The organism is Halorubrum ejinorense, assembly GCF_039522565.1.
In the GTDB taxonomy this organism is placed as follows: Archaea; Halobacteriota; Halobacteria; order Halobacteriales; family Haloferacaceae; genus Halorubrum; species Halorubrum ejinorense.
The window spans coordinates 147924-174305 of sequence record NZ_BAAADQ010000016.1 but is presented as its reverse complement, the minus strand read 5'-3'; the positions used below and the strand labels follow the sequence as shown (position 1 = coordinate 174305).

Annotated in this window: 23 protein-coding genes and 1 tRNA gene; 13 read left to right on the top strand and 11 right to left on the bottom strand. The window is 68.8% G+C overall.

The window, feature by feature from the left end; all coding sequences use genetic code 11:
* Both ABDZ89_RS16270 and ABDZ89_RS16265 read right to left on the bottom strand, forming a co-directional pair.
* A complete protein-coding gene (locus ABDZ89_RS16270) occupies nucleotides 1-2262 on the bottom strand; it encodes a prolyl oligopeptidase family serine peptidase (protein ID WP_343780727.1) in 2262 nt (753 codons plus the stop codon).
* Between the two features lie 37 nt (nucleotides 2263-2299).
* The gene (locus ABDZ89_RS16265; protein WP_343780726.1) at nucleotides 2300-2617 is read right to left on the bottom strand and encodes a hypothetical protein; all 318 of its coding nucleotides are present in this window, start codon (nucleotides 2615-2617) and stop codon (nucleotides 2300-2302) included.
* A 255-nt stretch (nucleotides 2618-2872) separates the two neighbouring features.
* On the opposite strand from ABDZ89_RS16265, the gene ABDZ89_RS16260 reads away from it, so the two are divergent.
* Nucleotides 2873-3937 carry an NAD(P)/FAD-dependent oxidoreductase gene (locus ABDZ89_RS16260; RefSeq protein ID WP_343780725.1) on the top strand — a complete coding sequence of 355 codons (1065 nt, stop codon included), beginning with the start codon at nucleotides 2873-2875 and terminating at the stop codon, nucleotides 3935-3937.
* 136 nt (nucleotides 3938-4073) lie between these two features.
* Nucleotides 4074-5156 carry a type I restriction enzyme HsdR N-terminal domain-containing protein gene (locus tag ABDZ89_RS16255; protein ID WP_343780724.1) on the top strand — a complete coding sequence of 361 codons (1083 nt, stop codon included), beginning with the start codon at nucleotides 4074-4076 and terminating at the stop codon, nucleotides 5154-5156.
* Nucleotides 5157-5261: 105 nt separating this feature from the next.
* Here ABDZ89_RS16255 and ABDZ89_RS16250 read toward each other — a convergent pair.
* Nucleotides 5262-5332, bottom strand: a tRNA-Gly gene (locus ABDZ89_RS16250).
* Between the two features lie 226 nt (nucleotides 5333-5558).
* Here ABDZ89_RS16250 and ABDZ89_RS16245 point away from each other — a divergent pair.
* The gene (locus ABDZ89_RS16245) at nucleotides 5559-6083 is read left to right on the top strand and encodes a DoxX family protein (protein WP_343780722.1); all 525 of its coding nucleotides are present in this window, start codon (nucleotides 5559-5561) and stop codon (nucleotides 6081-6083) included.
* Between the two features lie 13 nt (nucleotides 6084-6096).
* Entirely contained in the window at nucleotides 6097-6381 is a 285-nt protein-coding gene (locus ABDZ89_RS16240) for a hypothetical protein (RefSeq protein WP_343780721.1), read from the top strand.
* A gap of 101 nt (nucleotides 6382-6482) precedes the next feature.
* Here the strand turns inward: ABDZ89_RS16240 and ABDZ89_RS16235 are convergent, their stop codons facing one another.
* The 4 genes from ABDZ89_RS16235 to ABDZ89_RS16220 all read right to left on the bottom strand — a co-directional run bounded on the left by ABDZ89_RS16235 (nucleotide 6483) and on the right by ABDZ89_RS16220 (nucleotide 13782).
* A complete protein-coding gene (locus tag ABDZ89_RS16235; protein ID WP_343780720.1) occupies nucleotides 6483-9065 on the bottom strand; it encodes a methyl-accepting chemotaxis protein in 2583 nt (860 codons plus the stop codon).
* Between the two features lie 60 nt (nucleotides 9066-9125).
* Nucleotides 9126-9794 (bottom strand): class I SAM-dependent methyltransferase, encoded by a 669-nt coding sequence (locus tag ABDZ89_RS16230; protein ID WP_343780719.1) that lies wholly within the window; start codon nucleotides 9792-9794, stop codon nucleotides 9126-9128.
* A 122-nt stretch (nucleotides 9795-9916) separates the two neighbouring features.
* Nucleotides 9917-12088, bottom strand: a complete 2172-nt coding sequence (locus tag ABDZ89_RS16225; protein WP_343780717.1) for a type II secretion system F family protein — start codon at nucleotides 12086-12088, stop codon at nucleotides 9917-9919.
* Complete coding sequence (locus ABDZ89_RS16220; RefSeq protein ID WP_343780716.1) at nucleotides 12085-13782, bottom strand: type II/IV secretion system ATPase subunit; 1698 nt, start codon at nucleotides 13780-13782, stop codon at nucleotides 12085-12087. Before ABDZ89_RS16220 ends, ABDZ89_RS16225 begins: the two co-directional genes overlap by 4 nt.
* Before the next feature lie 214 nt (nucleotides 13783-13996).
* Here ABDZ89_RS16220 and ABDZ89_RS16215 point away from each other — a divergent pair, with 214 nt between their 5' ends.
* Nucleotides 13997-14479 (top strand): DUF5793 family protein, encoded by a 483-nt coding sequence (locus ABDZ89_RS16215; RefSeq protein ID WP_343780715.1) that lies wholly within the window; start codon nucleotides 13997-13999, stop codon nucleotides 14477-14479.
* Nucleotides 14480-14500: 21 nt separating this feature from the next.
* Here ABDZ89_RS16215 and ABDZ89_RS16210 read toward each other — a convergent pair whose 3' ends face one another.
* A complete protein-coding gene (locus ABDZ89_RS16210) occupies nucleotides 14501-15340 on the bottom strand; it encodes an SAM hydrolase/SAM-dependent halogenase family protein (protein ID WP_343780714.1) in 840 nt (279 codons plus the stop codon).
* Nucleotides 15341-15412: 72 nt separating this feature from the next.
* A complete protein-coding gene (locus ABDZ89_RS16205; RefSeq protein WP_343780712.1) occupies nucleotides 15413-15943 on the bottom strand; it encodes a nicotinamide-nucleotide adenylyltransferase in 531 nt (176 codons plus the stop codon).
* A gap of 170 nt (nucleotides 15944-16113) precedes the next feature.
* Here ABDZ89_RS16205 and lonB point away from each other — a divergent pair, with 170 nt between their 5' ends.
* The 3 genes from lonB (at nucleotide 16114) to feoB (ending at nucleotide 20938) form a co-directional block, all read left to right on the top strand.
* Nucleotides 16114-18399 (top strand): ATP-dependent protease LonB, encoded by a 2286-nt coding sequence (gene lonB / locus ABDZ89_RS16200; RefSeq protein WP_343780711.1) that lies wholly within the window; start codon nucleotides 16114-16116, stop codon nucleotides 18397-18399.
* Between the two features lie 367 nt (nucleotides 18400-18766).
* A complete protein-coding gene (locus ABDZ89_RS16195; RefSeq protein WP_343780710.1) occupies nucleotides 18767-19009 on the top strand; it encodes a FeoA domain-containing protein in 243 nt (80 codons plus the stop codon).
* Between the two features lie 120 nt (nucleotides 19010-19129).
* Nucleotides 19130-20938, top strand: a complete 1809-nt coding sequence (gene feoB, locus ABDZ89_RS16190; protein WP_343780709.1) for a ferrous iron transport protein B — start codon at nucleotides 19130-19132, stop codon at nucleotides 20936-20938.
* A gap of 226 nt (nucleotides 20939-21164) precedes the next feature.
* Here the strand turns inward: feoB and ABDZ89_RS16185 are convergent, their stop codons facing one another.
* Entirely contained in the window at nucleotides 21165-21344 is a 180-nt protein-coding gene (locus tag ABDZ89_RS16185; protein WP_343780708.1) for a DUF8073 family membrane protein, read from the bottom strand.
* A 216-nt stretch (nucleotides 21345-21560) separates the two neighbouring features.
* On the opposite strand from ABDZ89_RS16185, the gene ABDZ89_RS16180 reads away from it, so the two are divergent.
* From ABDZ89_RS16180 to ABDZ89_RS16170, 3 genes are read left to right on the top strand one after another with little or no spacing between them, the layout of a single operon-like run.
* Nucleotides 21561-22985 (top strand): cytochrome ubiquinol oxidase subunit I, encoded by a 1425-nt coding sequence (locus ABDZ89_RS16180; protein ID WP_343780707.1) that lies wholly within the window; start codon nucleotides 21561-21563, stop codon nucleotides 22983-22985.
* Nucleotides 22978-23982 (top strand): cytochrome d ubiquinol oxidase subunit II, encoded by a 1005-nt coding sequence (locus tag ABDZ89_RS16175; protein ID WP_343780706.1) that lies wholly within the window; start codon nucleotides 22978-22980, stop codon nucleotides 23980-23982. The genes ABDZ89_RS16180 and ABDZ89_RS16175 overlap by 8 nt, the downstream gene beginning before the upstream one ends.
* A gap of 1 nt (nucleotide 23983) precedes the next feature.
* The gene (locus tag ABDZ89_RS16170; protein ID WP_343780705.1) at nucleotides 23984-24229 is read left to right on the top strand and encodes a hypothetical protein; all 246 of its coding nucleotides are present in this window, start codon (nucleotides 23984-23986) and stop codon (nucleotides 24227-24229) included.
* Nucleotides 24230-24335: 106 nt separating this feature from the next.
* Here the strand turns inward: ABDZ89_RS16170 and ABDZ89_RS16165 are convergent, their stop codons facing one another.
* Nucleotides 24336-24575, bottom strand: a complete 240-nt coding sequence (locus ABDZ89_RS16165) for a hypothetical protein (protein WP_343780703.1) — start codon at nucleotides 24573-24575, stop codon at nucleotides 24336-24338.
* A gap of 154 nt (nucleotides 24576-24729) precedes the next feature.
* Between ABDZ89_RS16165 and ABDZ89_RS16160 the strand changes: the two genes are divergently transcribed.
* The gene (locus ABDZ89_RS16160) at nucleotides 24730-25449 is read left to right on the top strand and encodes a helix-turn-helix domain-containing protein (RefSeq protein ID WP_343780702.1); all 720 of its coding nucleotides are present in this window, start codon (nucleotides 24730-24732) and stop codon (nucleotides 25447-25449) included.
* Entirely contained in the window at nucleotides 25446-26381 is a 936-nt protein-coding gene (locus tag ABDZ89_RS16155; RefSeq protein WP_343780701.1) for a sulfurtransferase, read from the top strand. The genes ABDZ89_RS16160 and ABDZ89_RS16155 overlap by 4 nt, the downstream gene beginning before the upstream one ends.
* The last annotated feature ends 1 nt before the right edge of the window (nucleotide 26382 follow it).

The window sequence follows — 26382 nt, the reverse complement described above, 5'->3', positions numbered from 1 at the left end:
TCACTCGGCGTCGTCGCCGACTTCGATCCCCAACTGCTCGTAGCAGAACGCCCACGAGTCCGTCTGCTCGTCGACGACCATCGACGCGGGCTTGCCGACGCCGTGGCCGGTCTCCGGCTTGGTGCGCAACAGGAAAGGACCGCCGTCGGCCTCGCTCTGGAGGCGGGCGGTCATCTTCCGGGCGTGCGAGGGGTGGACGCGCGTGTCGCTCGCGGCCGTGGTGAAGTACACCGGCGGGTGGGTCGCGTCGGGGTCGACGTTGTGGTACGGCGAGTACGCCCGGAGATACTCGAACGCCTCCGGGTCCTCCGGGTGCCCGTACTCCGTCGTCCACGACTCGCCGAGCAGGAAGCGGTGGAACCGCAGCATGTCCAGGAGCGGGACCGCACACCGCGCGGCCGCCCACAGGTCCGGGCGCTGGGTGACGACCGCGCCGACAGAGAGCCCGCCGTTCGACCCGCCCGCGACCGCGAGCCGATCCGAGTCGGTGAGGCCGGACGCACAGAGCGCCTCGCCGGCCGCGACGAAGTCGTCGAAGGTGTGCTGTTTCTCCGCCAGCATCCCCGCCTCGTGCCACGGCTCGCCGTACTCGTACCCGCCGCGCGCGCACACCGCCGCGAACGCGCCGCCGTCGGCGAGGAACGGCAGCCGGAACCGGCCGAACGAGGGCGTGACGCTGTTACGGAACCCGCCGTACCCGTACAGCTGGGTCGGTCGCGGGCCGTCGACGTCGACGTCCTCGCGGTAGCAGACGAACACGGGGACCTCGGCGCCGTCCGTCGAGTCGACGAAGCGCTGCTCGACGACGAGGTCGTCGGGAACCGACAGGTCGACCGAATCGATCTCGGTCGGTGCGGCGGCTTCGCTCGCGTCGGCGTCGGCCGCGCCGGATTCGTCCGCGTCGGCGTCGTTCACACCAGCGTCGTCGCCGGACCCGACGGTCAGATCGAGCCCCTGAACGGCCGGCGGTCGGTCGAAGCCGGTGACGCCGAAGTACGCCTCGGGCGCGTCGCGGGCCGCGGAGAGCCACGTCACGGAACAGTACTCCGGCAGCGACACGTCGCGGCGGTGCGTCCCGTCGCGGTCGTGGACCGAGAGCCGCGAGTGGGCGTCGCGCTGGCGGTGGACGAGGAGGCTGTCGGCGGTCGGCACCGCCGACTGGAGGATCCCCTCGCCCTCGGAGATGACCTCGCGGCACTCCTCGAAGGAGAGGTCGCCCTCGCGGAACCGCTCGACCGAGCAGGCGAGGAGCCGTCGCCGAGGCGCATCGTGGTCGGTCGAGACGAACGCGGTCCCGTCGTGGAACCGGACCGAGGTCTCGGCGTCGGTGTCGGTCAGGACCGGACGGAGGTCGCCGTCGACGTGGACGTACCACTCGGTCCCCCCGACCATCTCCGAGAAGGCGACCGCGAGCAGCCCCGAGTCGGAGTCGACGGTGACCCGCGGCCAGACGTGCTGGTCGTCGTGTTCGAGCAGGACGGTCTCGTCGGCGGCGCCGCCGGCGAACCGGAACCGGCGGACCTCCTTGTCCATCTGCGCGCCGTCGGCCGCGCCGCCGGTGGCGACGTAGACGAACCCCTCGCAGTCGGCGTCCCACGCGAAGCTCCCGGCGTTGACGCGTCCCCGCTCGGGGAGGACCGCGACCTCCTCGACGCCCGCCCCGTAGCCGCTCGACGCGTCCGACTCCGAGTCAGCCTCCGACGCGTCCGACTCCGAGTCAGCCTCCGACGCCTCGTCTTCAGTTGACTCGTCTGCTTCCGGGTCGGGCACGGAGAGGACTCGCACGTCGTAGTTCTCGTCGCCGCCCTCGGTGACGCCGACCGCGACGCGCTCGCCGTCGTGGGCCGGGACGTACCACGCCATCGACCGGGGCGGCCCCTCGCCGCCGCGGTTGGCCGCCCAGGCGTTCGGGTCAACGACGACTCGGTCGTCGCCGTCGGCCGCGTCGCGGACGACGAGCCGAGCGTGGTCGGCTCCGGGCTCGCGGACCGTCGCGAAGTACCGGCCCTCGCGGACGGTGATCGGCCCGTAGTCCGCCACCTCGACGAGGTCCTCGAACCGGGGGCGCAGGCGGTCGCGGATCCCGTCGTCGAGCGCGGCGTCGACGTGGGCGTTCTGTTCGTCGACCCACTCGGCTACCGCCTCGTCGTCGGCTTCGAGCCACCGATACGGGTCTGTTACCTCGACGCCGTGGAGCGTCTCCGTGACGGTCTCGCGCTTGGTCTCCGGCGGAGACCGGGTCGAAGCGGAGTGTCGTGACATACGATTCGGTGTCGCCGCCGACGCAAAACGGCTGGGGTCACGGCCAGAGGCCGACGACGAGGAGGAGGTTCCGCGCGGCGACCGCCAGCGAGAGCGCGCCGACGCCCGCGCACATCACGGTCGCGACGAGCCGGCGCGTGCCGCCGGCGACCGCGACCGGCACGCCGATGAGCGCCATCCCGGCGACCTTCGTGAGGAGCATGCCGCGGAGGAGGCCGAAGCGGGAGATGAACAGGCGGCCGACGGGCGACCCCTCGACGTACTCGGTCCCCGAGAGGGCGAGGTAGGTGGTCCCTACGTCGGCGGCGGCGCCGACGAACAGGAGACAGACCGCGAGCGCGAGACGGGAAACCACTGGCCTAGCGAACGCGGTACGGACCAATAAATCTCCGGGCAGGCGCACGGTCGACGCCGTGAGAGGTGTCGACGTATCGAATCGAGCCCTCTCAGACGGGGAGCGAAGGCGGAATCGACCGAAATCCGGCAGGCCGACGCGGAGTCGCCGACCCCCACGGCCCGGGATCAGGGCGCCGGGGGCGAGCGCCGGGGCTGGCCACCGCCCGCGCACAGCACGGCGTCATTTAAACCGCCGCGACGCGTACGACCGGTAATGAGTTCGTCCGACGACGAGTACGAGATCGCGGTGATCGGCGGCGGGCCCGCCGGGCTGACGACCGCCCTGTACGGGGCTCGACTGGGCCACGAGACGGTGCTCATCGACCGCGGCGGCGGGCGCGCGGCGATGATGGCCGACACGCACAACGTGATCGGCGTCACCGAGGAGGTGTCCGGCAACGAGCTGCTCGCGACCGGCCGCGAACAGGTCCAGTCGTACGGCGGCACCTTCGTCCGGGACTTCGTTACCGACGCGGTCGAGACCGACGACGGTCGGTTCCGGCTCTCGACGAACGACGCCGAGATCGTCGCCGACCACGTCGTTCTCGCGACCGGGTTCTCCGACGAGCGCCCGGACCCGCCGCTCCCGCGGAACGCGAAGGGGCTCCACTGGTGTCTCCACTGCGACGCGTACATGTTCGTCGACGAGCCGGTGTACGTGATGGGACACGGCGAGGCCGCCGCCCACGTCGCGATGATCATGCTGAACATGACCGACGAGGTGGACCTGCTCACCCGCGGCGCGGAGCCCACGTGGAGCGAGGAGACCGACGAGCAACTTCGCGCACACCCGGTCGAAATCGTCCACGAGGACGTTGCGGGCGTCGAGAACGATCCCGACTCCGGGTGGCTGGAGGCGATGGAGTTCGAAGACGGGACTCGTCGCGAGTACCGCGGCGGCTTCCCGATGTACGGCTCCGACTACAACACCTCCCTCGCGGAGGGGCTCGGCTGTGACCTCACCGACGGCGGCGAGGTCGACGTCGACGACCACGGCCGCACCAGCGTCGACGGCGTGTTCGCCGTCGGCGACGTGACGCCGGGCCACAATCAGGTCCCGGTCGCGATGGGACAGGGCGCGAAGGCGGGCATCGCGATCCACAAGAGCCTCCGCGAGTTCCCGCGCTCCCCCGAGGACATCGAGGCGAACGGCCCCGTCGGGGCCGACGAGGTGCCCGCCATCCCGCCGCACCTCATGGCGACCGCCGTCGCCCACGAGGGGCACGCGGGCGGGCCGCGCGAGGAGGCCGCCGAGACCCCGGCCGCGGACGACGACTGATAAACTCAGTTTATCATGGGATTTGTTTCGAGTTAACGGAAGAGACTCACACGAGGTTACTCGTCTTATCCCGGGATTTGTCCATCGAGCGACTGGTAAAGCTTGATATGACTTTCGTGTGAACTCTTTTGTATACATGGATGACGACGCGGTAGCCGAATACGTAGACGACACTCGGTCGACTATCGAGGCGGCGCCGCAGATGGACGAAGCCAATACGAAAGCCGCGATCCTTCAGAATTTTCTCACACTCCTTGGTTGGGAAATTCCGGAGAATACACAGCTAGAGTATTCGGTTGAAGCATTTGGTCAAACGTATAAGGTCGATTATGCCCTCGTTTTGGAGGGAACGCCGGTTGCATTCCTAGAAGCAAAGGGAGTCGACACACCGCTAAACGACGATCATGAGGAACAACTGTCGTCGTATATGTCCAATAAGAACGTCAACTACGGTATTCTCACGAATGCGGAGGAGTATCGGTTTTTTCAACGGCGGGTCTTGGGTTCCGAAGTGAGTATCAGCCGTGTCGGAATTGCTGACTTGGAGATGCTGACTGAGCGATCTACGTTACTCGAAGCATACACGAAAGATGATATTGAATCCGGAGAGGGGCGGGAGAAACTCGAACGGATAAACGAGCTTCGGCAGGCTCAGGACAAACTCAAGACACAGAAAGATAACCTCGCAGGAAATTTGGTCGAAGTCCTCACTCAGAGCGTGTTCGGATCGATCGCGCCGCTGGCCGAGTCGCAATCAAAAGAGCTCATTGACCGACTGATCGCAGATATAGAACATGAGATTGATACGGGTAATAGTGAATCCCACGACCCGGAGTCAGAAGAGACAGTAGGAAAATCACATACCGAGCTAGAAGATTCCAGTAATGCTGCGTATCGGATCGTGTTCTTGGACGGGAACAGTCCAATCGCTGAATTCTATGGCGACAGACAGACCGAGGCATTCGTAAAAGCAGTCGATTACCTAGCGAGCGAGTATTCACTAATTTCGAAGCTCAGCGAACTTCCGTATATTCCCGGTCGAACGCGACCGATTATACATGATGAAACCTCGACTAGTGAGTCAGAAATGGTTCAACCTCGGAAAGTAGCAGGTGGATACTACTTAGAGACTAATCTGAGTTCGACACAGAAGCAACGAGAGATTAGCCGTCTCATCGCCCATTACGATTTCACTGTTGAATTTCACGGAGAGTGGTGAAGATTCCTCTAATCCGCTAGATCATTCAGATAAGCGCCGGCCGGGACTCCCGCAAGCGAGCGCAGCGAGCGAGTGGGAGTACGGCCGGCGCACGACCGTAGGGAGTGCGCCGGCCGGGATTTGAACCCGGGCCATGAGCTTGGAAGGCTCAGGTCCTACCACTAGACCACCGGCGCTCGCGTCGGTCGATGACGCACCTACACGTAGGCGGAACGACTTTCATAAGCGTTCCGTGTTCAGCCGACTCGATCGGCCGTGAGCGGTCACGCTGGCTGGATCGCACTTAAAGAACCACGATACTGCGGGCGTCTCCCAGCGCCTTAGAAGGCTTTTCAGCGGCTAGGAAGCGTGTTCGGTACATATGTGTATAGCCATTCAACCTACACCCGTGAGGTGAGACCGATGTCATACCAAACAAGCAATCCGCTGGTCGGCGAGACCGAGTTCGCGCTGGAAGGCCCCTGGGCGACCTACTGGATCGCGTTCCTGCGCGTCGTCACCGGGTGGTGGTTCTTCCACGCCGGAGTCACCAAGATCATCGAGAACGGGTTCGCGTTCACCTACGGGCCGGCGTACATGAAGGGCATGACCGGCACCGCGCTGGGCGGCATCCCCGTCTGGATGGGAAACAACCTCGCGTGGCTCATCGAGCCCGGCGTGCCGCTGTTCGAGACGCTCATCGGCCTCGCGCTGATCGCGGGTGCGTTCACCCGGCTGGCCGCGTTCGGCGGGGTCATCTTCATGAGCCTGTTCTGGGTCGGGAACGCAGGCTTCGGTCACGGCGTCGTCAACAGCGACCTGATGGGTCTGCTGTTGTTCCTGACCGTGATCGTGCTCGCGGCCGGTCGGTACTACGGTCTCGACGCGCTCATCGAACAGACGGCGCTCGTCAAGCAGAACCCCAAGCTGCGGTACCTGCTCGGTTAAGAGGTGATTCAGTATGACAGACACCATTGACAAGGCGGCACGGGCGTTGAGCGCGGGACTGATGCTGTTCGGCATCGTGGTCCTCGGACTAGTCGAGACGTTCACCGGCAAACCGTTCGCCCCGGCCCCGATAACGAACGAGGCGGGCGAGGTGACCGCGATGCCGCTGATCAGCCCGGAGATCCGGACCGGCTTCGTGCTGGCCGGCCTCGCGGTGCTCGGGCTGTACGCGGCCTACCGGTTCGTGGCGCCGCTCCCGGAGGAACGGGGCGTCAGCCACGAGACGATGGCGGACTGAGAAGCGAGGTATCCAGCCGCGACGCGACCAGTAGTGCTCGTCGCCGCGGGCGACGACGACCACTTTCCTTCGTTCTGACGTTCGCTGAGAGCCGTCTCCGGCTACGCCGAGTCGTCGGCGTGCGGCTCGCCTGACTCTCCAGCTCCGTGAGCGGTGCCGCCGTCGGTGCTGGCGGGGGCGGCGTCGGACGACTCCTCGTCGTCACCGAACGAGAACGCCGACTCGGTCTCGGCGGTCACTTCGGCCGAGTCAGTTGAGTCGCCCCCGTCAGTCGTTTCGACCGGGTCTGTCGAGTCGCTCTCCTCGGTCGCTTCGCTCGCGTCGCTCGTCGCCGCCGAATCGCTCACCGCCGGTGTCCCGTCGGCGACCGTGTCAGTCGCCGAACCGGCGTCCGCGGTGCCGGACTCGATCGCTCCGCCCCCGTCGACGTCGACCTCGAACCCCTCGGTCATCTCCCGCAGGTCCCGGGCGCGCTCGTGGAGGTCGTGGGCCTGCTCGGAGACCTCGCCGAGCGTTGCGGCCTGCTGCTCGGCCGCGGAGGCGACGGTCGTCGCCTCGGCGGTCGTCTGTTGGCTCACGCCCGCGAGGTCGTCGACCGCACCGGTCACCTCGTTGACCGACGCCGCCTGCGCGTCCATCGCGCCGGAGATCTCCTGAACGCCGTCGTCGGCCTCGCTCACGCGGTCGGCGACCTCCGCGAGCGCGTCCTCCGCGTCCTCGACGACCGCGACGCCGTCGTCGACTCCCTCGCGGATGGCGGTCATCTCGTCGACGCTCTCGTCGGTGCGCTCGCGGAGGCCGTCGATTAGCGACTCCACCTCGGCGGCGGACTCCTGTGTCTCCTCGGCGAGCGACTTGACCTCCTCCGCGACGACCGCGAAGCCGGAGCCCGCCTCGCCGGCGCGAGCGGCCTCGATCGAGGCGTTCAGGGCGAGCAGGTTCGTCTGGTCGGCGATCTCCGAGATCGTCTCGACGATCTCGTCGACCTCCGCCATCTCGGCTTCGAGGCGCTCGATCGTCTCGGCGGCGGACTCGGAGCGCTCCTCGATCGCGTGGAGTTCCTCGACGGCGTCGACCGCGGCCTCGCGGCCGTCGGCGGTGAGCGCGTCGGCCTGCTGAGAGGTGGTCGCGACCTCGTCGGCCGACGCGGCGACCTCCTCGACGGTCGCCGACATGTCCTCCATCTCGCCGGCCACCTCGGCCAGCTGGCGGCTCTGTCGCTCCGCGCCGGAGGATATCTCGTCGACCGCGTCGCTCGTCTCGCGGCCGGCGGCCGCGGCCTCGTCGGTGCCGTCGGTCACCGCGTCGCTCCGGTCTGCCACCTCGACGGCGAACGCGTCGACCTCGGCGATCGCGGCCTCCAGCTCGTCCATGGCGGCGTTGAACTCCTCGGCGATCGAGTGGAGCGCGTCGGGGTCGTCGGGCTCGGCGTGGAGCCGGGCGGTCAGGTCGCCGTCGGCGCAGGCGGCCATCGTCTCGCCGAAGTCGTTCGCGCGCGCCTCTAACTGGTCGGCGAAGGCCTCGCTCTCCGCTTTCGCCGCCTCGGCGCGCTCCCGCTGGGTCTCGGCCGACTGGATCTGGTCGCGGAGGGAGTCGCGCATGGTCGCGAACGCGTCCGAGAGGTCGCCGAACTCGTCGCGCCGGTTCGTGTCGAAGTCGACGTCGAGGTCGCCGTCGGCCAGCGCCGACGCCCGCGACCGGAGCTGGTTCAGTTCGGCGACGGTGCCGCGGCCGAGCGTCGCGCCGATCACGCCGAGCCCGACGATCGCGACCCCGATGATGAGGAGGAGGTTCCGGCCGATCATCCCGGAGAGCGCGTACGCCTCCGAGAGCGGGACGTGCGTCGCCACGTACCAGTCTTCGGTCTCCGTCGGCGCGTACGCGACGAGGTACTCGCCGTCGCCGGCGAAGCCGAACGTCGCGGACGAGAGGAAGCCGACGGAGCGTTCCTCGCCGAACAGGGCCGCCCGCGTCTCGTTGTCGTACCGTTCGCCGGCGATCTGGTCGTTGTCGCTGGCCGCGATCTCACCGTTCGGCTGGACGATGGTGGTGAACGAGCCCGCGGTCGGCTGGCGGAGGTCTTCGACGACCGGCGCGAGCGCGACCTCCATGACGAGGTAGTCGCGCCGCGGCGTTCCGGCCACGTACGCGACCCGACGCTCGCCGTCGACCTCGTAGGCGGGCGAGACGTACACCTGATCGCCGAACAACAGTCCGTCGTCGAACCACGGCTGCTCGGTGACGGTCTCGCCGCCGTCGGTCTCGTTCGCGGCTTCCCGGTCGTCGTCGAACGCCGAGGCCAAGACGGTTCCCGTCTTCCGATCGACGTGGTGGAGCGCGACCGTCTCGGAGTTCGTGCGGGAGAACTGAGAGGAGAGATAGACGGAGACCGGGTCGGAGGAGTCGCGCGTGTACACGTTGTTGTCGGCGATGTCGGCGGCGGCCGCGCGGCGCTCCGTCGACCAGCCGTCGAGTTCGAGGGCGCTCAGCTCGGCCGTGGCCGAGTACTCGTTTTGCGCGTTGGATTCGAGCTGGTCCGTCGTCTCCGCGTACGTGACGGCACCGACGGCGCCGATGGCGAGCACGACGACGACGAGAGCGACGATGAACTTCGCGAGGTAGCTCCGCGTCACCGCGCCGGGGGCTATCCGGCGGAGGGTTCGTTCGAGGAAAGTGTCGGCCATTACCACAACGCGGTCGGCACGGGTTCTTTAATCCATGCACGTCGGTATCGGATCTGATAATCAGTGGTTCGGGACGGACACCGTCGCGTAGCAGTTCCCGCTCGAAACGTCTATCTGGCACGTTTCGAGTGCGCTTTCGGCGAGATCCGACTCGAACTCGCCGGGCGAGTAGATGTGATAGTACCGCGGAACCGTCTCCCCGCCCGGCAGCGTCCAGTCGACGGTCGTGTCGAACCCCTCGTCGCGGTCGAAGCGGTCGTGTGCCGTGCTCCACGCGCTGACGAGCGCGACTCCGCCCGGAGCGAGGACCCGAGCCAGTTCGTCGAGGCTCTCGACGCGGGCGCTCCGGGGCGCGAGGTGGTGGAGGGTGGCGACGTACACAGCCAGTCCGGCCGCGTTATCGCGGACCGGCAGCGCCGACGCGTCGCCGTGGACGAAGCCGGCCGCGTCCGCGAATCCCCGCTCGCGAGCGCGGGCGACCGCCTCGTCGAGCAGCCCGCGACTGAGGTCGACGCCGACGACGCTCTCGGCGCGCTCCGCGAGCGCCTCCGTGTGCCGACCGTTCCCGCAGCCCAGATCGAGAGCGCGGTCGGCCGAGCGCCCCTCCAGAAACGACTCGACCTCGGGCCACGCGTACTCCCGCGTCTTCGAGAAGTGCGCCGCGATGCGGTCGTAGGTCGCCTGTGGATCGCCCGTCGTGTCGGAATGTTCCGTCGGTTCCGGGCTCATACGCATCGCTCGACCGCGACGGGTTTAGCTCGTGCGGCCTCGGGCCGCGACTCCTGATCTCACGCCGAAAACCGATCTCGCGAGCGCGGGCGACCGCCTCGTCGAGCAGCGCGCCGAGCGACTCACACCAGTCCGATCGCGACGAACGCGACGAGCGTGAGCGAGAGCAGCACCACGACGTGTTTCGCGCCGTCGCGCACCGACCCCTCGCCGAGCTGTCCCGCGACGAGCCCGGAGCAGATCGCCTGAATCGACGCGGCGTGGAAGAACAGCTGCTCGTAGGCCGCCACGTCGATGTCGCCGATCCCGTCGGTGATCCCGCCGGGAGCGGAGGGGACGCTGCCGCCGGTTTCCGGCAGGCCGCCGCCGGTACCCGGGACGCCGGCCGCCTCGATGGCCGGGATGAACGACACCGAGAGCGCCGCGATGATCCCGAGGAAGACCAGAAAGGAGATGTAGATGACGATGAGGTACGTCAGCATCACTTGTCTGCGCTCTCGCCGGAGCGCCCACGTCGCTCGCGACTCGTCGGCGGCGATCCGGAGGACGGGCCCGATGTCGCCGCTCGCCCGGACCGCGTTGGTGACGAGCGCGACCGCCCGGGACATCATCGGCGACCGGACCCGCCGTTCGAGACGGCGCAGCGCGGTCGAGACGTCCGCGCCCCACTCGATGTCGCGACGGGTTCGACCGAGGTCCGCCGTCAGCGCCTCCAGGTTCGAGTCGGCGACCCGGCGGACGCTGCCGATCACCGAGGTCCCCGCCTCGTTGACGCTGGCGAACCGGTCGAGGAAGTCGGGCACGGCGGACTCGATGCGCCGGACACGCCGCTTCCGGAACTCGTAGGCGACCGCGTAGGTCGCGAGGACGAACGCGGTCGCGGTGACGACGGGGCCGTCGATCTGGTCGACCATCTCGACCGGCGTCCCGAGGGTGATCGGGAACGCGAACACGAGCAGCCCGACGACCGCGGCCGGCAGCGCGACGAGCAGCACCGTGCGCGGCGAGGCAAGCACGGTCTCGACCGGCGACTCGATCAACCCCCGGGCGCGCCGGAGGCTGTCGTAAATCCGGAGGCGCTCGCGGCTCTCGGCCCAGCGGTCCGCGGGGTCCGAGCCGCCTCCGGTCGCCGTCCCGCCGTCGAAGCGCGGGGACGCGCCGCGGTCGCCGGGCTCGTCGCTCGCGTGGCGCACCCCGTCGACGGACGGCGTGTTCGGGTCCGCCAGCGACGACTCCGCGACCGTCTCGGTCCCGCCGACGCCCTGCGTGACGCTGTCGACGTAGACGACGAACCCGAACGTCGCCAGCGGCACTCCGACGTAGACCACGACGCGCAACAGCGGCAGCGTGTCCTCCAAGACGAGCCCGATGACGACGAGGATCGTGATGAAAAACAGCGGTCCGGCGACCAGCGCCGTGACGTACGCCTCGGCGAACGTCGAGAGCAGTTCCAAGTACTGCTCCTGTTTCGCCTCCGCCTCCTGTTGGTACCGCTCGTACTGCTCGTTGAGGAACGTCGAGACCGGCTGTCCGGTGCCGAGCACCGAGGCGAGGTTCTCGGCGAAGTCGGCCACGTCGTCGCTCGGCGTCCGGCGAGCGATCCGCTGGAGCGCGGTGAGCGCGTCGGTTCCGAAGGCGTTCATATCGCGGACCGCGACCGACAGCTCGGTCGCCGCCTCGCCGTACACTGCCTCGTTCTCCGCGAGCGTGTCCATCACCCGCGGGAACGCCATGCCCGACCGCGAGAGCGCGTACATGAACGCGACCGTCCGCGGCAGGGTGGCGTCTATCTCGGCCGCGCGAGCGTGGGCGCGCTGGTCGAGCAGCTCCCACCGCGCGAGGTACGCGCCGATCGCGAGCCCCGACCCGACCGTCGCGGACACCGTCGCGAGCAGGAGGAACAGTCGGCCGAGCCCGAGGTCCGCGAGCCGCGCCACGACCGCGACGAACCCGAGTTGGGGCGGGAGCGCCGCGCGGATCGCGGCCTCGCCGACGTCGAGCGCGGCGAGCAGTCCCGCGGCCCCGTACACGCCGATGACGCTGCCGGCGACCCCGAGGACGGCGGCGTACAGCAGGGTCCGCGACGCGTACACGCGGTGGGTGGTGCCGGCGACGTGGGCCGCGCGCATCCGGTCGCGCTGGGCCCGCCGCCGGCTCTCGTCCTCGCCGACGTAGTCGCCGAACGCCAACAGCGCGGCGCGGGTGACGAGCAGGTCGGCGCGCTCGTCGACGAGCGGCAGCGCGAGCGCGAGACAGGCCGCGACCGCGGCGGCGAGCGGGAGGTACTCGATCATCCGCCCGTGGGGTCGGCCGCTCGCCCGCCCGCGGCGAGGTCGTCGTCCGCGGCGAGTTCGTCGGCGTCGACGCCCTCGGCCGCGGCGGCGCGCTCGTCGAGCCGGTCCATCACCGTCTCCGGGTCGGCGTAGTACTCGTTGACGAGGGCGGTGAACGTGCGGTAGTCGTTGATTCCCAGCCCCGAGAGCAGTTCGAGGAAGCGCTCGCGGCGGCGGACCTCGCGGAGCAGCTCCGACCGCGACCAGCCGCGCTCGTCGGCGATCTCCTCCATCAGCGACGAGTCGTTCCGGCGGAACGTGTCCGACTCCGGCCGCCACTCGAACGCCGAGGAGTAGTCGAGCTCGCCGGTTCGCTGGTCGATGCCACCGATCTCGCCGATCGTCTTGGCCCGGCGCACGCGCTCGTCCCCGGAGCGGGTGAGCGTCTGGACCGAGAGCATGTCCAGCGACTGGACCATGGCGCGCGGGACGTTGATCGGCTCGTTCTCGAGCCGGTTGATCACCGTCTCGATCGAGTCCGCGTGCATCGTCGAGAAGGTGGTGTGGCCCGTGTTCATCGCCTGGAACAGTGTGATCGCCTCCTCGCCGCGCACCTCGCCGACGATGATGTACTCCGGCCGGTGGCGCAGCGCGGAGCGCAGGAGGTCGTACATGTCGATGTCCGTCCCCTCGTACCGGCGCTCGCGGGTGACCGCCGAGAGCCAGTTGTCGTGGTATAAGGAGAGCTCGCGGGTGTCCTCGATGGTCAGCACCTTCGCGCGCGGCGGGACGAACATCGACACCGCGTTCATCGAGGTGGTCTTCCCGGAGGCGGTGCCGCCGGCGAAGATGAGGCTCTTGTTGTGCTCGATACAGAGCCAGAAGTACGCCATCTGCTCGACGGAGAAGGTCCCGTACTCCACGAGGTCGACCGGCGTGAACGGGTCCTCGGCGTACTGGCGGATGGTGAACGCCGAACCGCGGGGAGTCACCTCCTCGCCGAGCGCGAGCTCCGCGCGCGACCCGTCGGGAAGGGTGGTCTCGACGATGGGGTCGCCGACGGAGACGTGGCGGCCGGACTGCTGGGCGAGGCGGATCACGTAGCTGTCGAGCGCCTCCTGGCCGAACGAGACGTTCGTCTCGATGTCGGTGTAGTCGTCGTGGTAGACGAAGATGGGGAGGTCGTACCCGTCACAGGAGACGTCCTCGATGTGGCGGTCGTTGAGGAGCGGGTCGACCTTGCCGTAGCCGCGGAAGTCGCGGTAGAGGTAGTACGCGAGCGCGTGGAAGGTGTCCATCCCGGCCTCGAAGCCGTATCCCTCCAACAGCGCCTTCAACTCCGAGCGGAGCGTCTCCTCGTCGGTCTTGCCGGTCCCCTCGCGGTACAGGAGGGGGTCGCGGATGTCGTCGACGACGCGGTCGAGCAGGTCGCGCTCGACGGCGTCGAGTTCGGGTTCGACCGCGTAGTAGCGGTGTTCGCTCTCGGCCTCGTCGTAGGTGATGACGACGTAGGCGTACGGGGCGTTCACCCAGTACCGGTCCACCTCGCGTTCGTCCTCGGGGACCACGAACGACGCGAGCGGGCCGTCCTCGCCCGGCCGGAACGGCCGGACGTCGAGCGTGGATCCCCGGATCACCTCCCACGTGCGTGAGAGGCGCCGCTGGAAGGCCTCGATGCGGTCGCCGAGGTCGCTTCCGCCGGCGTCACTCGCCATTGATACGAGGTCCTAGAGGCCGGGGGAGTTTAAATTACCCCCAGCGATTATCACGCACGACATCGGAGGCGACCGCCGGCAGCGGAGCGCGGTCGCGGCGAGGCCGGCGGCTCCGCCGGGGCCCACTCGGTGCGAACGTCCGGTCGCGGCGAGCCTGTGGCGCTGATCCGCCCGTTACGTTGATACGGCCGGGCCGCAAAGCAACCGACAGGAAATGCGGCGTGACTACTTCGATCTGACCGTTGAGGGCGTCGCCGACGGCGCCGGTTCCCGGTCGCCTCCGCTGGTGCGGATCGACTTCCACGGACCGGAGGAACTGCTCCGCGACCGGCTCTCGGGCGGCGAGAGCGACGGCGCAGTCGGGGACGACGACCTGCTCGGCGCCGACCAGATAGACGTCGCGTTCCGGCTTCGAGAGCCGCTGGGCGAGGCGGACGACCCGGAGGGCGTCGTCGGGGTCACCAACCGGTACACCGGCGACTTCGTCCTCGAACTCAACGAGACGGCGACGGACGTGCTCCCCTTCATCCACGCCGCGCGCAACGCCACCGACGACGGGGACGCTCGGTACCGGATCGAGATCGACATCGACGGCGACCGCCTCGTCGACTACGACAAAGACACGTTCCTCGTGTACGACCACGAGGGGAACCTCCTCCGCAGCGAGAGCCTCATCCCGTCCGGCGTCGAGCTGTGAGGCCGGCTGGCCCCCCGACGCTCACAGGCTGACGTTGTCGGGGACGAGCCGCACCGAGTCGCCGGGCCGCAGGTCGAAGGCGCCGTCCCCGCGGCCGTCGTTTACGTCGCACTCCACGTAGCCGTGGCTCCCGACCGTGACGAGCCGCTCCCCGGGGTCGACGGCGCCGAACGTCTCCGCGACCGGCGTCAGGTCGCCGTCGACGCGGACCCAGTCCCGGCCGCGGACCAGGTCGCCGGGGACGTTGGTGACGACGTTCCCGAACCGATCGATCGCGAGTACCTCGCCGTCGACGGCGACCACGTCGCCGTTCTCGCGCTCGACGGACGGCTCCGGGAAGACGATGTCGACGGGGTCGCTCGCGGGCGAGAGGTCGTCCATCGACGCGAGCGCGTCGGCGACCGCCTCGGGGTCCGTGGCGGGCCCCGTCTCGGCCGCTCCGGCCTCGTCGAGCGCCACGCGGACGCGGGCCGCCGTCGGGGCGAACACGTCGCGGCCGTGGAACGTCGCGCTCGCCGGGTCGTCGACCGCTATCGTCCGGACTTCGACGTCCTCGTCGTCGCCCGCCAGCGCCCGGGCCGGCGGCATGGCGAGGCCGTTGTCCGGCGCGACGATGACGTGGGCGCCGGCCCGGACGACGAGCGCGTCGCGATCGGTGCCGACGCCGGGGTCGACGACGGCGCAGTGGACCGCCGGCGGGAACTCCGGGAGCACGAACCGGAGCCAGAAGGCGGCCGCACGCGGGTCGCCGCGGGGCAGGTCGTGGGCGACGTCGATCAGTTCGGCGCGCGTGTGGCGGCGGATCACTCCCTTCATCGCGGCGGGATACGGCGAACCGAAGTCAGAGGTGAGCGTGATCATATCCGTACCCGCGGGCGGGGATCGGTTAAAACGAACGGGCCGGTCGTCGCGGCGGGCGTCACGACGGGCGGCTCAGGCGTCGGAGGGCTCGTCGCCGTTCGCGTCGGTCTCGGCGATCCGGCGGATGCGCTTGACGCCGTCGACCTCGCGGATCACGTCGACGACGGCGTCAGGGACGAGGTCGGTCCAGTCGCGGCCGCGGATCATCCGCTCGCGGAGCTCGGTCCCTTCCAACACGTCGCGCCGGAACATCGGCGACTGGCGCACCTCGACGCCGGCCTCCTCGAACAGCCGGACCACGAGGGGGTTGTTCGAGTACGCCACGTCGAACCGCGGGGTCATGCTCTGGACGTGGCTCACCCAGACGGAGTTGCGGTCGAGGTCCTCGATGGGGACGACGTAGGTGGTGGCGTCGAGCCCCTCGACGGCCTTCGTCACCATCATCACGCGCTCGCCGGCCGTGAAGGGGTTTCTCGTGGTGTGAGAGTCGCCGGCGGAGCCGATCCCCAAGACGAGCTCGTCGACCTCCGCCGCGATCTCTTCGATCATGTGCCGGTGGCCGTGGTGGAAGGGCTGATACCGGCCGATGTAGAACCCCCGCATGAGTTCACGTAGCGTGGCCGCCATTTATAAACCCCGCGGGAACGGCCTGACGCCGATATCTGGGGGTAAAAGCCTTCTAGATGGGTTTTACTGCGCCCATGCTGAGGGGTCCGGGGGGAGAAAGTATATCAGTAGCCGACCCGTCGTTTTCAACAGCGACACCCGATTCTATGAGCAACGAGAAGGACACGAACGACCCGACGGCCGACGACCCCGACGACCCGCCTCACGGCGACGTCGACGACTCGAGCCCGACGGGGAACGGCGAGGACGCCACGCGCGGCGACCCCGAGCCCGACGACGGTTCGGCGAGAGAGCCCGGCGTCGAGGGGGACACGGCCGCGGACTCCGGCGGGGAGTCGGCCGACGACCCCGACGACGCGGACGACCCCTGGGACGACGGTATCGTCGTCGACGAGGGCGACGGGTTCGACGAGACCGAGATCGTCGACGGTCCCGAGGGGGACCGGAACGGCGACGGGGCCGGCCCCGCCGACGACGGCGGGATAGACGATCTCGGCAGCACCGTCGAGGTCGAGGGCGCCGAAATAGACGAAGACCCGGACGAAGACGACCTGCTCGGCGGACTCAACGTCGACACGACCGCCGAAATCGAGATCCCCGACCGGCTCGTCGACCAGGTCATCGGGCAGGAACACGCCCGCGACGTGATCATCAAGGCGGCCAAACAGCGCCGCCACGTGATGATGATCGGCTCGCCCGGGACCGGGAAGTCGATGCTCGCGAAGGCGATGTCCGAACTCCTCCCCAAAGAGGAGCTTCAGGACGTGCTGGTGTATCACAACCCCGACGACGGCAACAAGCCGAAGGTCCGCACCGTGCCGGCCGGCAAGGGCGACCAGATCGTCGAGGCGCACCGCGAGGAGGCGCGCAAGCGCAACCAGATGCGGTCGCTCCTCATGTGGATCATCATCGCCGTCGTGTTGGGCTACGCGCTCATCATCGTCGGCCAGATCCTCGTGGGCATCATCGCGGCCGGCGTGGTCTACCTCGTCTTCCGCTACCTGAACCGCGGGTCGGACGCGATGATCCCGAACCTGCTGGTGAACAACGGCGACACGAAGACCGCGCCGTTCCGCGACGCGACCGGCGCGCACGCCGGCGCACTGCTCGGCGACGTCCGGCACGACCCGTTCCAGTCCGGCGGGATGGAGACGCCCAGCCACGACCGCGTCGAGGCCGGGGCCATCCACAAGGCGAACAAGGGCGTGCTGTTCATCGACGAGATCAACACGCTGGACATCCGCAGCCAGCAGCACCTCATGACGGCGATCCAGGAGGGCGAGTTCTCGATCACGGGCCAGTCCGAGCGCTCCTCGGGCGCGATGGTCCAGACCGAGCCCGTCCCGACCGACTTCGTCATGATCGCGGCCGGGAACCTCGACGCGATGGAGAACATGCACCCGGCGCTCCGGAGCCGTATCAAGGGGTACGGCTACGAGGTGTACATGGAGGACACCATCGAGGACACCCCGGAGATGCGCCGGAAGTACGTGCGCTTCATCGCCCAGGAGGTCGCGAAGGACGGGCGCCTGCCGGAGTTCTCCGCCGAGGCCGTCGAGGAGATAATCCTCGAGGCCAAGCGGCGCTCCGGCCGGAAGGGCCACCTCACGCTGAAGATGCGGAACCTCGGCGGGATGGTCCGGGTCGCGGGCGACATCGCCCGCGGCGAGGACGCCGACGTCACGACCCGCGAGCACGTCCTTCAGGCGAAGGGCCGCTCGCGGTCCATCGAGCAGCAGCTCGCCGACGACTACATCGAGCGCCGGAAGGACTACGAGCTTCAGGTCTCCGACGGCTACGTCACCGGTCGGGTCAACGGCCTCGCCGTGATGGGCGAAGACTCCGGGATCATGCTCCCGGTGATGGCCGAGGTGACGCCGACGCAGGGCGGCGGCCAGGTGATCGCCACCGGCCAGCTCAAGGAGATGGCCGAGGAGTCCGTCCAGAACGTCTCGGCGATCATCAAGAAGTTCTCCGACGAGAACATCTCTGAGAAGGACATCCACATCCAGTTCATCCAGACCGGTCAGCAGGGCGTCGACGGCGACTCCGCGTCCATCACGGTCGCGACCGCCGTCATCTCCGCGCTGGAGAACGTCGGCGTCGACCAGAGCCTCGCGATGACCGGCTCGCTGTCGGTCCGCGGCGACGTGCTCCCCGTCGGCGGGGTGACCCACAAGATCGAGGCGGCCGCGAAGGCCGGCTGCGACCGGGTCATCATCCCGGCGGCCAACGAGCAGGACGTGATGATCGAAGACGAGTACAAGGAGATGATCGAGATCATCCCGGTCTCGCACATCAGCGAGGTCCTCGACATCGCCCTGGAGGGCGAGCCCGAGAAGGACTCGCTCGTCGCCCGTCTGAAGTCGATCACCGGCTCTGCGCTGAAGGACGGCAACGTCTCCGGCCCGTCCAGCCCGAGCCCGCAGTAGGCGGGTCGGCGCGTCGCCGTCCGCTTTTTCGCTCTCGCTCCGTCCCCGAGAGCCTCCGCACCGCGAGCGGGCAGCGTGCGCGGAGACTCCGGGTGCCTCCGACGACCTCGACCGTCTCGCCGGCGATGATATCCTCGAGACCGTCGTCACGCGGGACGGCGACGAGATGTCGGTCGACGGGCCGTTCGTCGCGGTGGGCGCCGGCGGCCGTCAGCTCTCTCGAAGCGCTCCGCGGTGCGAAGGCGGCGGCCACGACGAGCTGGACTCACGGCTTGCTTGACGGGAGGTTACCAGCCGCGAGACGCTTATATAAATCCACATAATGCGGCGTGTCGCCCAATACGGGCGTGGTTTTAGGTACGCCTAAATGGTGGCCGCGCTGGTCGACGTCCCGGCGAACGAGTGGATCGAACTGATCGACGTACCGGACGACGAGTCGCGCGCCCGATTGCTGCGGCTGGGCCTCCTCGACGGCCGCGTCAAGTGTCACCGACGGATCCGTAACGGGCCGGTCGTCGTGCGGCGTCGCGGGACGGAGGTTGCGCTGGGGCGGCCGCTCGCCCGGGAGGTCACCGTCGAGCGAGCGGGGCGCCACGGCGAACAACGATGACGGCGAACGGAGGGCCGGCGAACGAGGAGGGGGCGAACGGCGAGACGGGAGACGAGTTCGGTCCCGGCGACACCGAGGCGAACGTAGCGCTAGTGGGGGGCCCCGAACGCGGGAAAGAGCGTGCTTTTCGGCAGTCTCACGGCCGAGTACGCCGACGTCTCGAACTACCCCGGCACCACGGTCGAGACGGCCGCGGTGACCGTCGGCTCGACTCGCCTGATCGACACCCCCGGGGTCCACGGTATCTCGTCGTTCTCCGAGGCGGAGCGGGTCACCCGAGAGGCCGTCCTCGAGGCGGACGCGGTCGTGAACGTCGTCGACGCCACGCAGCTCGACCGGGACCTGTTCGTGACCCTACAGCTGCTGGACATGGGCGTTCCGACGGTCGTCGCGTTGAACATGATGGACGAACTCGAGGCGGACGGCGTCGAGGTCGACGTCGGCTCCTTGGAGGCGGCCCTCGGCGTCCCGGTCGTGCCGACCGTCGCCGTCACCGGGTCGGGCGTCGACGAACTCCGGGAGCGGGTCCCGGAGGCGTCCGCCCCCGAGTCGACGCCCGTCGACTCGCACTACGACGCGCTCCCCGACGCGGTCGAGGCCGGCCGGGCGGAGAAGACACTCCTCGTCGAGGGAGACGAGCCAACGGCCCGTCGCGTCGGTGCCTGCGACCTCGTGGCCGACGGGGGAGACGGGCCGCTCAGCGGCGTCGGAGATCGAGAGGCGGTGTACCGCGAGCGCCGGAACCGGGTCCGGTCGATCGTCGACTCGGTGGAACGGGACGCCGGCTCCGGGCGGGTCGCCGGGCAGCGGATCGGCGATCTGTTGATGCGGCCGGTGACCGGGGTCCCGATCGCGGTCGGACTCCTCGTCGCGGTATTCTATTTCATGGGGGTGGTCGTCGCGCAGCGGGTCGTCGGCTACGCGGAGGAGGTACTGTTCGGTCGGTACTACAACCCCGCGGTCGAGGCGGCCGTCGCGGACCTTCTCCCGGCAAGCCAGTGGGCCGCCCCCGTCGAGTTCCTGCTCGTCAACGACAACTTGGGGCTGCTGACCATCACCGTCCAGTACGTTCTCGGCGTCCTGCTCCCGCTCGTGATCGCGTTCTACCTCGTGGTCGGGACGCTCGAGGACGCCGGCGTCCTGCCGCGGCTGGCCGTCTTGACCGACAGGGGGCTCAACCGGATCGGGCTCAACGGCCGCGCGGTCGTCCCGCTTATCGTCGGCGTGGGATGCGTGACGATGGCGGTCATCTCGACACGGATGGTGGGGTCGCGTCGGGAGCGGCTCATCACGACGGCGCTGCTGGGGCTCGCGATCCCCTGCTCGGCGCAGATCGGCGTCATCATCGGGCTGCTGGCCGGACTCGGAGTCGCCTGGTGGGGCGGCTACCTCGCGGTGCTGCTCGGGGTCCTCGGCGTCGCCGGCGTCTTCCTTGACCGGGCGCTCCCCGGCCGACAGGACCCGCTGATCGAGCAGTTGCCGCGACTGCGCGTCCCTCGTCCGAGGAACGTCGCTCGGAAGACGGCAAACCGGAGCGCCGCGTTCCTCGGGGAGGCGGCCCCCCTGTTCGGAGCGACCGCGGCGGCGGTGTCGACGCTCGACTACGTCGGGGCGCTGGACGCGATAGTCGAGGTCCTTCGGCCGCTGACCGCGGCGCTCGGCTTACCGGCGTCGTTCGGTCAGGTGCTCGTCTTGGGGCTGATCCGGCGAGACTTCGCCGCCGCCGGAATGACCGACGCGGCGCTGTCGGCCTCACAGACCTTCGTTGGGCTGATCGTCGTCACGCTGTTCGTCCCGTGTATCCTCACGATGGCGGTGATACTCAGGGAGCGCGACGCGCGGAGCGCACTCCTCGTGTGGGTCGGATCCTGGGTCACGGCGTTCACGGTCGGCGGCGTCGTCGCCGCCGCGCTGGAGGTGGTCGCGTGATCTGTCCGCGCTGCGAGTACGAGTTCGACCCGGCAAACGGGCTCTCGTGTCCGCGGTGTGGCGTCTCGCCGTCCTGCTCGGACGTTAGCTGCGCCGAGTGCGGCGCCTGTTCGCGGCCTCTCGATCGCCTTCGGCACGGGGTCGCCGAACGGCTGCGCGGCGGGAGCCGGGCCGACGACGGAGACGGACGCGACGAGTCCGCGGAGGAGTCCTGACGGCCGCCGGGTCAGCCGACCGACTCCCAGTTCCGGTACAGCGCCACGCCGAACGCGAAGACGATCCCGCCGACGCCGACCTGCCGACCGACCGTCCCGAAGTCGCCGGCGAGGCCGGCGATAACCGCTCTGACGGCCATTATCAGCGTGACGAGCGCGACGAGCGTCAGCACGGCGTGCCGTGTCCCCATGAGCGGCCGTAACCGCTTCGCCCCCCAAAGGAATGGGTTGGCACAGGACAATTTCCGCGGCGCCTCGTCGAGGCCTCGACGGCTCGAGGCCGGGCGACGGCGGCGCTTGTCCTGTGCCAACTCCGGGGTTATAGAGGAGGAGTACCCAGCACCGGATGAAGCGATCGACCGCGGCGCGCGTCGAAGGGACTCGCCGATCCGGCCACTCACCACCACATGATCGATCCAGTACTCGCAAGCCGATTCCAGTTCGCCCTGACGACGATCGTCCACATCATCTTCCCGGTGATGAGCATGGGGCTGGCTCCGTTCCTGATCTACTTCACGTGGAAGGACGTCCGGGGCGGCGATCCGGTGTACGAGCAGTTGCGGCGCTTCTGGACCAAGATCTTCGCTATCTCGTTCGTCGTCGGGACGGTCACCGGGATCGTCCTCGAGTTCGAGTTCGGAACCAACTTCGCGGCGTTCTCGACGACCGCCGGAGAGCTGTTCGGCGGCCCGCTCGCTATCGAGGGGATGATGGCGTTCATGCTGGAGGCGACGTTCCTCGGCATCTTCGTGTTCGGTCGCGAGCGCGTCTCCGACCGGCTGTACGTGGTGTCCAGCCTCGCCGTGGGCGTCGGAACGTGGCTGTCCGCCGTCTGGATCCTCATCGCGAACTCGTGGATGCAGATGCCGCGCGGCTACGAGCTCGTCACCGAGGACGGACAGCAGGTGGTCCACCTCGTCGACCCGGTCGCGGCGTACCTGACCCCGCGGTTCGGGTACATGTACGTCCACATGCAAAACGCCGCCGTCGAGTCGGTGGCGCTGTTCATGGCCGGCGTCTCCGCGTACTACGTCTACCGACACCACGTCTGGGGGCACCAGACCGAGAACGTCGTCTTCTGGCAGAAGACGCTCAAGATCGCGCTGGTCGCGCTGCTCATCACGGCCCCGCTACAGGTGCTCCAGGGCGACCTGTACGCGCGTCACGTCTACGAGACGCAACCACAGAAGTTCGCCGCCATGGAGGCGGTCTGGGACACCGAGGCGTACGTCCCGGAGTACATCTTCGCGATTCCGACCGACCTGAGCCAGTTCACCGACCCCCGCGCGAAGGAGCTGTTCGGCATCGGCATCCCGGGCGGCGCGTCTTGGCTCGCCAGCGGGGGCGACGCGACCGCGGAGATACGCGGACTGAACACGTTCGACACGGAGGCGCCGCCGGTCGCCGTCGTGTTCTGGTCGTTCCGCGCGATGGTCGGAATGGGCTTTTGGTTCATCCTCCTGGCGTTCTGGGGCGGCTACCGATGGTACACGGGCGAGCTGTTCGAGGACGGACTGCTCCACAAGTCGCTGATGGCGTCCAGTCTGCTCGGGATCGTCGCGGTCGAACTCGGGTGGGTCGTCACGGAGGTCGGCCGCCAGCCCTGGGTGATCCAGGGCGTGATGAAGACGAGCGAGGGAGTCTCTCCGGGTCTCACCGGTACGGAAGCGATGGTCACGCTCGCGGGGTTCGTCGGGGTCTACGCCGGTATCCTCGCGCTGTACACGTACGTCGTCGCGCGGGTGATCCGAGAGGGTCCGCCGAGCGCGAGCGCGCTGAGGGCTACCGACGAGCGCGACGCCGAACCCGCGGGGGTGCCCGGCGATGACTAACGCCGTCGACGCGCTCGCGGCGGGCCCGCTTTTCGGCCTGCCGCTCCCGGATCTGTGGTTCGCGCTGGTGTTCGCGATCCTGGGGACGTTCCTGTTCCTCGACGGCTTCGACTTCGGCGCCGGCGCGATCTTCGCGACGCTTCGCGAAGACGAGGCGCGCGAGGCGGTGCTGTCGGCGATCGGCCCGTTTTGGGACGGGAACGAGGTGTGGCTCGTCGTCTTCGGCGGCGCGCTGTTCGCCGCCTTCCCGTCGGTGTACGCGGGGCTGTTCAGCCGGCACTACCTGCTGATGTTCGGCATCCTCGGCGCCCTCATCCTCCGGGGGCTGGCGCCCGAGATGTACGAACAGCGCCACGACGAGCGGTGGCAGCGGTGGTGGGGACGGTCGTTCGTCGCCGGCAGCGTCCTCGCGCCGTTCCTCCTCGGCGCGTTCGCGGGCAACTGGCTCGTCGGGACTCCCCGGTCGTTCACGCTCGTCGGCGTCGTCGCGGGCGCCACCGTCACGGCGCTGACCGTCGTTTCCGGCGCCGCGTTCCTCCGGCTGAAGGCCCGAGACGCGCTTCCCGAAACGGTGACGCGGATCGGAGTCGGGGCCGTCGCGGCGTACCTCCTCGCCGTCGTCGCGACCCTCGGCGCCCTGGTGACCCGACTCCCGGCCGGCGTCGACGCGCTGCTGTCGCCCCCGGTGCTCGCGCTGGTCGCCGCCTCCGTCGCGCTCGGCGTGGGCTACGCCGTCGCGCTTCGACGGGGGGCGAACGTCGCCGCGCTCGCGGCGGCCGCGGGACTGACGTACGGGCTGATCGCGGTGGTCGCGACACTCATGTACCCGCGTATCGACCCGGCGACGGGGGCGACGGTGAGTGACGCCGTCGTCTCGACGTTACCGCTGAACCTCATGTCGATCGGCGCGGCCCTGCTGTTACCGCTGATCGCCGCGTACTTCGCCGTCCTGTACTCGGCGTTCAGCGGACCGGTATCGGCCGAGGAGGCGTACTGAGATGAGCGACGGCTCAGCGGCGAACGCGCCGAGTCGCCGGTCGCCGGTCGGAACGCTGCTGCTCTCGCGCGTGCTCATCACGTGGGCGGAGCTCCTCGCCGTCGGGTTCGGCGGGGCCGTCGCGGGCGGCGCCGCGTCCGGTCCGCCCCAGCTCGTCGTCTACTTCGCGACGATACTGGCCGCGGTCGCCGTGTTCATGTACAACGTCGACCGGCTCGTCGCCGCGCGCGTTCGGGAGGCGACGTGAGCCGAGCGCTCCCCAAGTGGCTCAGGCGGGGACGGACGGAGACGACCGGAGGGCGTCCCGCCCTGGTCCGCGGACCGGGAGCAACCGGGCGGCGACGCGCCGGGAGTCAGCTCGCTCGCCGACGGGACGGGCTGAACGGTCCGATTCCGTGGCGCTTGGCGACGATACCGAACAGCAGCGCGGCGCTCGGCAGGAACAACAGCGCGCCCAGCGCGGTGACCGCGTCGTCGTGGGCGAGTCCGAAAGCGACTCCCCCGACTCCGGCGACGAGCGCGACGAGCGCGGGTATCAGGAGACGGCTTCGGAGCGCGGTGGGGATTCCCCGAGTCGAACGTGACCGTGCCATACGAGACAACGTAAGTGCGTCGGGCGCATATGAAACGCGTTGTCGAGGGCCAACTTCCCGGCGAAATGCGGTCGGCCCCGACCGCTCGGCCGAACCCGACCGCGAGGCGGAGACCGCGAACCGAGACAGAAGCAACGAACGAGTTCACCGTCAGATGTACGACTTCACGTTTACAATAACGTACGAACCCGGCGCCGACGAGTACGTCGACCTGTTCATCGACCGGGAGTCCCTCCAGTCGGAGGCAACTTACTCGTGTCTCGACCCCACGGAGCTGTGGAAGCTCGAATCGGTGACCGGCGAGGCGGCCGACCTCGACGCCGTCGACGAGCTGCTCTTGGACGAGTCCGTCGACCGCGAGTCGATCAGCGCTCGGGAGTGTCGCTCGAACCGCGCGACGAGCCTGTTGACCCGCGAGCAGCGGCGGCGAGTGACGTACACGTACGTCTCCGACGTGGACTACTGCGAGTCCGTGCCGCTGATCGCGGCGAAGTACGTCGACGGGGGCGTCCTCTTCGAGCAGACGCGGTCCGGCGATACGGTCCGGTGGCGCGTGTTGGTACAGGACGACTCGAAGATCGGGCTGCTGTACGACACGCTGTCCGCGAAGCTCGGCGACGGGCTGTCGTTCTCGTTCGAACACCTGACCGAGGTCGACCACTGGGAGAGCGAGCTGCTCTCCCGGCCGGACGTCCCCGCCAAGCAGCGCGAGACCCTGCTGCTCGCGGTCGAGCGGGGGTACTTCGAGACGCCGCGGGCCGTGACGCTCGACGAGCTCGCGACGGAGCTCGAAGAGCCGCGCTCGACGGTGTCGTACCGGCTCCGACGCGCGACCGCTGAGCTGGCGAAACGATTCGCGGACCAACGAACATGACCGCCGAAACCCCCACCGACGAAGATCAGCGAGGGCCGACAGACGCGTCGACTGGCGATCGCTACCCGACGGACGTACTCGTCAGCGCCGACTGGGTGCACGCCCGGCACGACCGGTTCGGCTCCGACGCGACCGACATGCGGCTGCTCGAGGTCGACGTCAACGCCTCGTTTTACGAGGAGGGTCACGCGCCCGGCGCCGTCGGCGTCGACTGGCGGACCGACCTCCGGTCGGCGGAGGTACACGACATCCTCTCGCCGGCGGAGATGACCGCCTTCCTCGAATCGCGGGGGATCACCGAGGAGACGACCGTCGTCATCTACGGGGACAACAGGAACTGGTTCGCGGCGCACCTGTACTGGCAGCTCGCTCACTACGGCCATTCGGACGTCAGGATCATGGACGGCGGTCGCGAGTACTGGACGGAACACGGCTACCCGACCACGACGGAGTCGGTCGCGCCCCCCGACGTGACGTACGGAGACGCGCCCGACGCGCCGACCAGGCCGGAGGTGCGGGCCGCCCGCACGGACGTGCGGGCGGCGATCGGTACCGACGCGAAGTTCGTCGACGTCCGTCTGCCCGAGGAGTTCCGCGGCGACGTCACGAAGCCGCCCGGCAGCGACGAGGGAGCGATGCGGGGCGGGCACATCCCCGGGGCGACGAACGTGTTCTGGGCCGAGAACGTCCGCCCCGACGGCCTGTTCAAGTCGCGCGAGGAGCTCGCGGACGTGTACGAGTCCCGGGGAGTCACCCCCGACGACGACGTGATCGTCTACTGCCGGATCGGGGAACGGTCGTCGGTCACGTGGTTCGTTCTCGAGGAGCTGCTCGGATACGAACACGTGCGACACTACGACGGCTCCTGGACCGAGTGGGGAAACATGATCGGCGTCCCGATCGAAGTCGGCGAGCCGGACGGTGACAGCTAGC

Excerpts from the sequence above, each read along its gene's own strand:
- ABDZ89_RS16270 (WP_343780727.1), bottom strand. The coding sequence starts at position 2,262 with ATGTCACGACACTCCGCTTCGACCCGGTCTCCGCCGGAGACCAAGCGC.
- ABDZ89_RS16260 (WP_343780725.1), top strand. The coding sequence starts at position 2,873 with ATGAGTTCGTCCGACGACGAGTACGAGATCGCGGTGATCGGCGGCGGG.
- ABDZ89_RS16255 (WP_343780724.1), top strand. The coding sequence starts at position 4,074 with ATGGATGACGACGCGGTAGCCGAATACGTAGACGACACTCGGTCGACT.
- ABDZ89_RS16245 (WP_343780722.1), top strand. The coding sequence starts at position 5,559 with ATGTCATACCAAACAAGCAATCCGCTGGTCGGCGAGACCGAGTTCGCG.
- ABDZ89_RS16240 (WP_343780721.1), top strand. The coding sequence starts at position 6,097 with ATGACAGACACCATTGACAAGGCGGCACGGGCGTTGAGCGCGGGACTG.
- ABDZ89_RS16235 (WP_343780720.1), bottom strand. The coding sequence starts at position 9,065 with ATGGCCGACACTTTCCTCGAACGAACCCTCCGCCGGATAGCCCCCGGC.
- ABDZ89_RS16230 (WP_343780719.1), bottom strand. The coding sequence starts at position 9,794 with ATGAGCCCGGAACCGACGGAACATTCCGACACGACGGGCGATCCACAG.
- ABDZ89_RS16225 (WP_343780717.1), bottom strand. The coding sequence starts at position 12,088 with ATGATCGAGTACCTCCCGCTCGCCGCCGCGGTCGCGGCCTGTCTCGCG.
- ABDZ89_RS16220 (WP_343780716.1), bottom strand. The coding sequence starts at position 13,782 with ATGGCGAGTGACGCCGGCGGAAGCGACCTCGGCGACCGCATCGAGGCC.
- ABDZ89_RS16215 (WP_343780715.1), top strand. The coding sequence starts at position 13,997 with ATGCGGCGTGACTACTTCGATCTGACCGTTGAGGGCGTCGCCGACGGC.
- ABDZ89_RS16210 (WP_343780714.1), bottom strand. The coding sequence starts at position 15,340 with ATGATCACGCTCACCTCTGACTTCGGTTCGCCGTATCCCGCCGCGATG.
- ABDZ89_RS16205 (WP_343780712.1), bottom strand. The coding sequence starts at position 15,943 with ATGCGGGGGTTCTACATCGGCCGGTATCAGCCCTTCCACCACGGCCAC.
- lonB (WP_343780711.1), top strand. The coding sequence starts at position 16,114 with ATGAGCAACGAGAAGGACACGAACGACCCGACGGCCGACGACCCCGAC.
- ABDZ89_RS16195 (WP_343780710.1), top strand. The coding sequence starts at position 18,767 with ATGGTGGCCGCGCTGGTCGACGTCCCGGCGAACGAGTGGATCGAACTG.
- ABDZ89_RS16185 (WP_343780708.1), bottom strand. The coding sequence starts at position 21,344 with ATGGGGACACGGCACGCCGTGCTGACGCTCGTCGCGCTCGTCACGCTG.
- ABDZ89_RS16180 (WP_343780707.1), top strand. The coding sequence starts at position 21,561 with ATGATCGATCCAGTACTCGCAAGCCGATTCCAGTTCGCCCTGACGACG.
- ABDZ89_RS16175 (WP_343780706.1), top strand. The coding sequence starts at position 22,978 with ATGACTAACGCCGTCGACGCGCTCGCGGCGGGCCCGCTTTTCGGCCTG.
- ABDZ89_RS16170 (WP_343780705.1), top strand. The coding sequence starts at position 23,984 with ATGAGCGACGGCTCAGCGGCGAACGCGCCGAGTCGCCGGTCGCCGGTC.
- ABDZ89_RS16165 (WP_343780703.1), bottom strand. The coding sequence starts at position 24,575 with ATGGCACGGTCACGTTCGACTCGGGGAATCCCCACCGCGCTCCGAAGC.
- ABDZ89_RS16160 (WP_343780702.1), top strand. The coding sequence starts at position 24,730 with ATGTACGACTTCACGTTTACAATAACGTACGAACCCGGCGCCGACGAG.
- ABDZ89_RS16155 (WP_343780701.1), top strand. The coding sequence starts at position 25,446 with ATGACCGCCGAAACCCCCACCGACGAAGATCAGCGAGGGCCGACAGAC.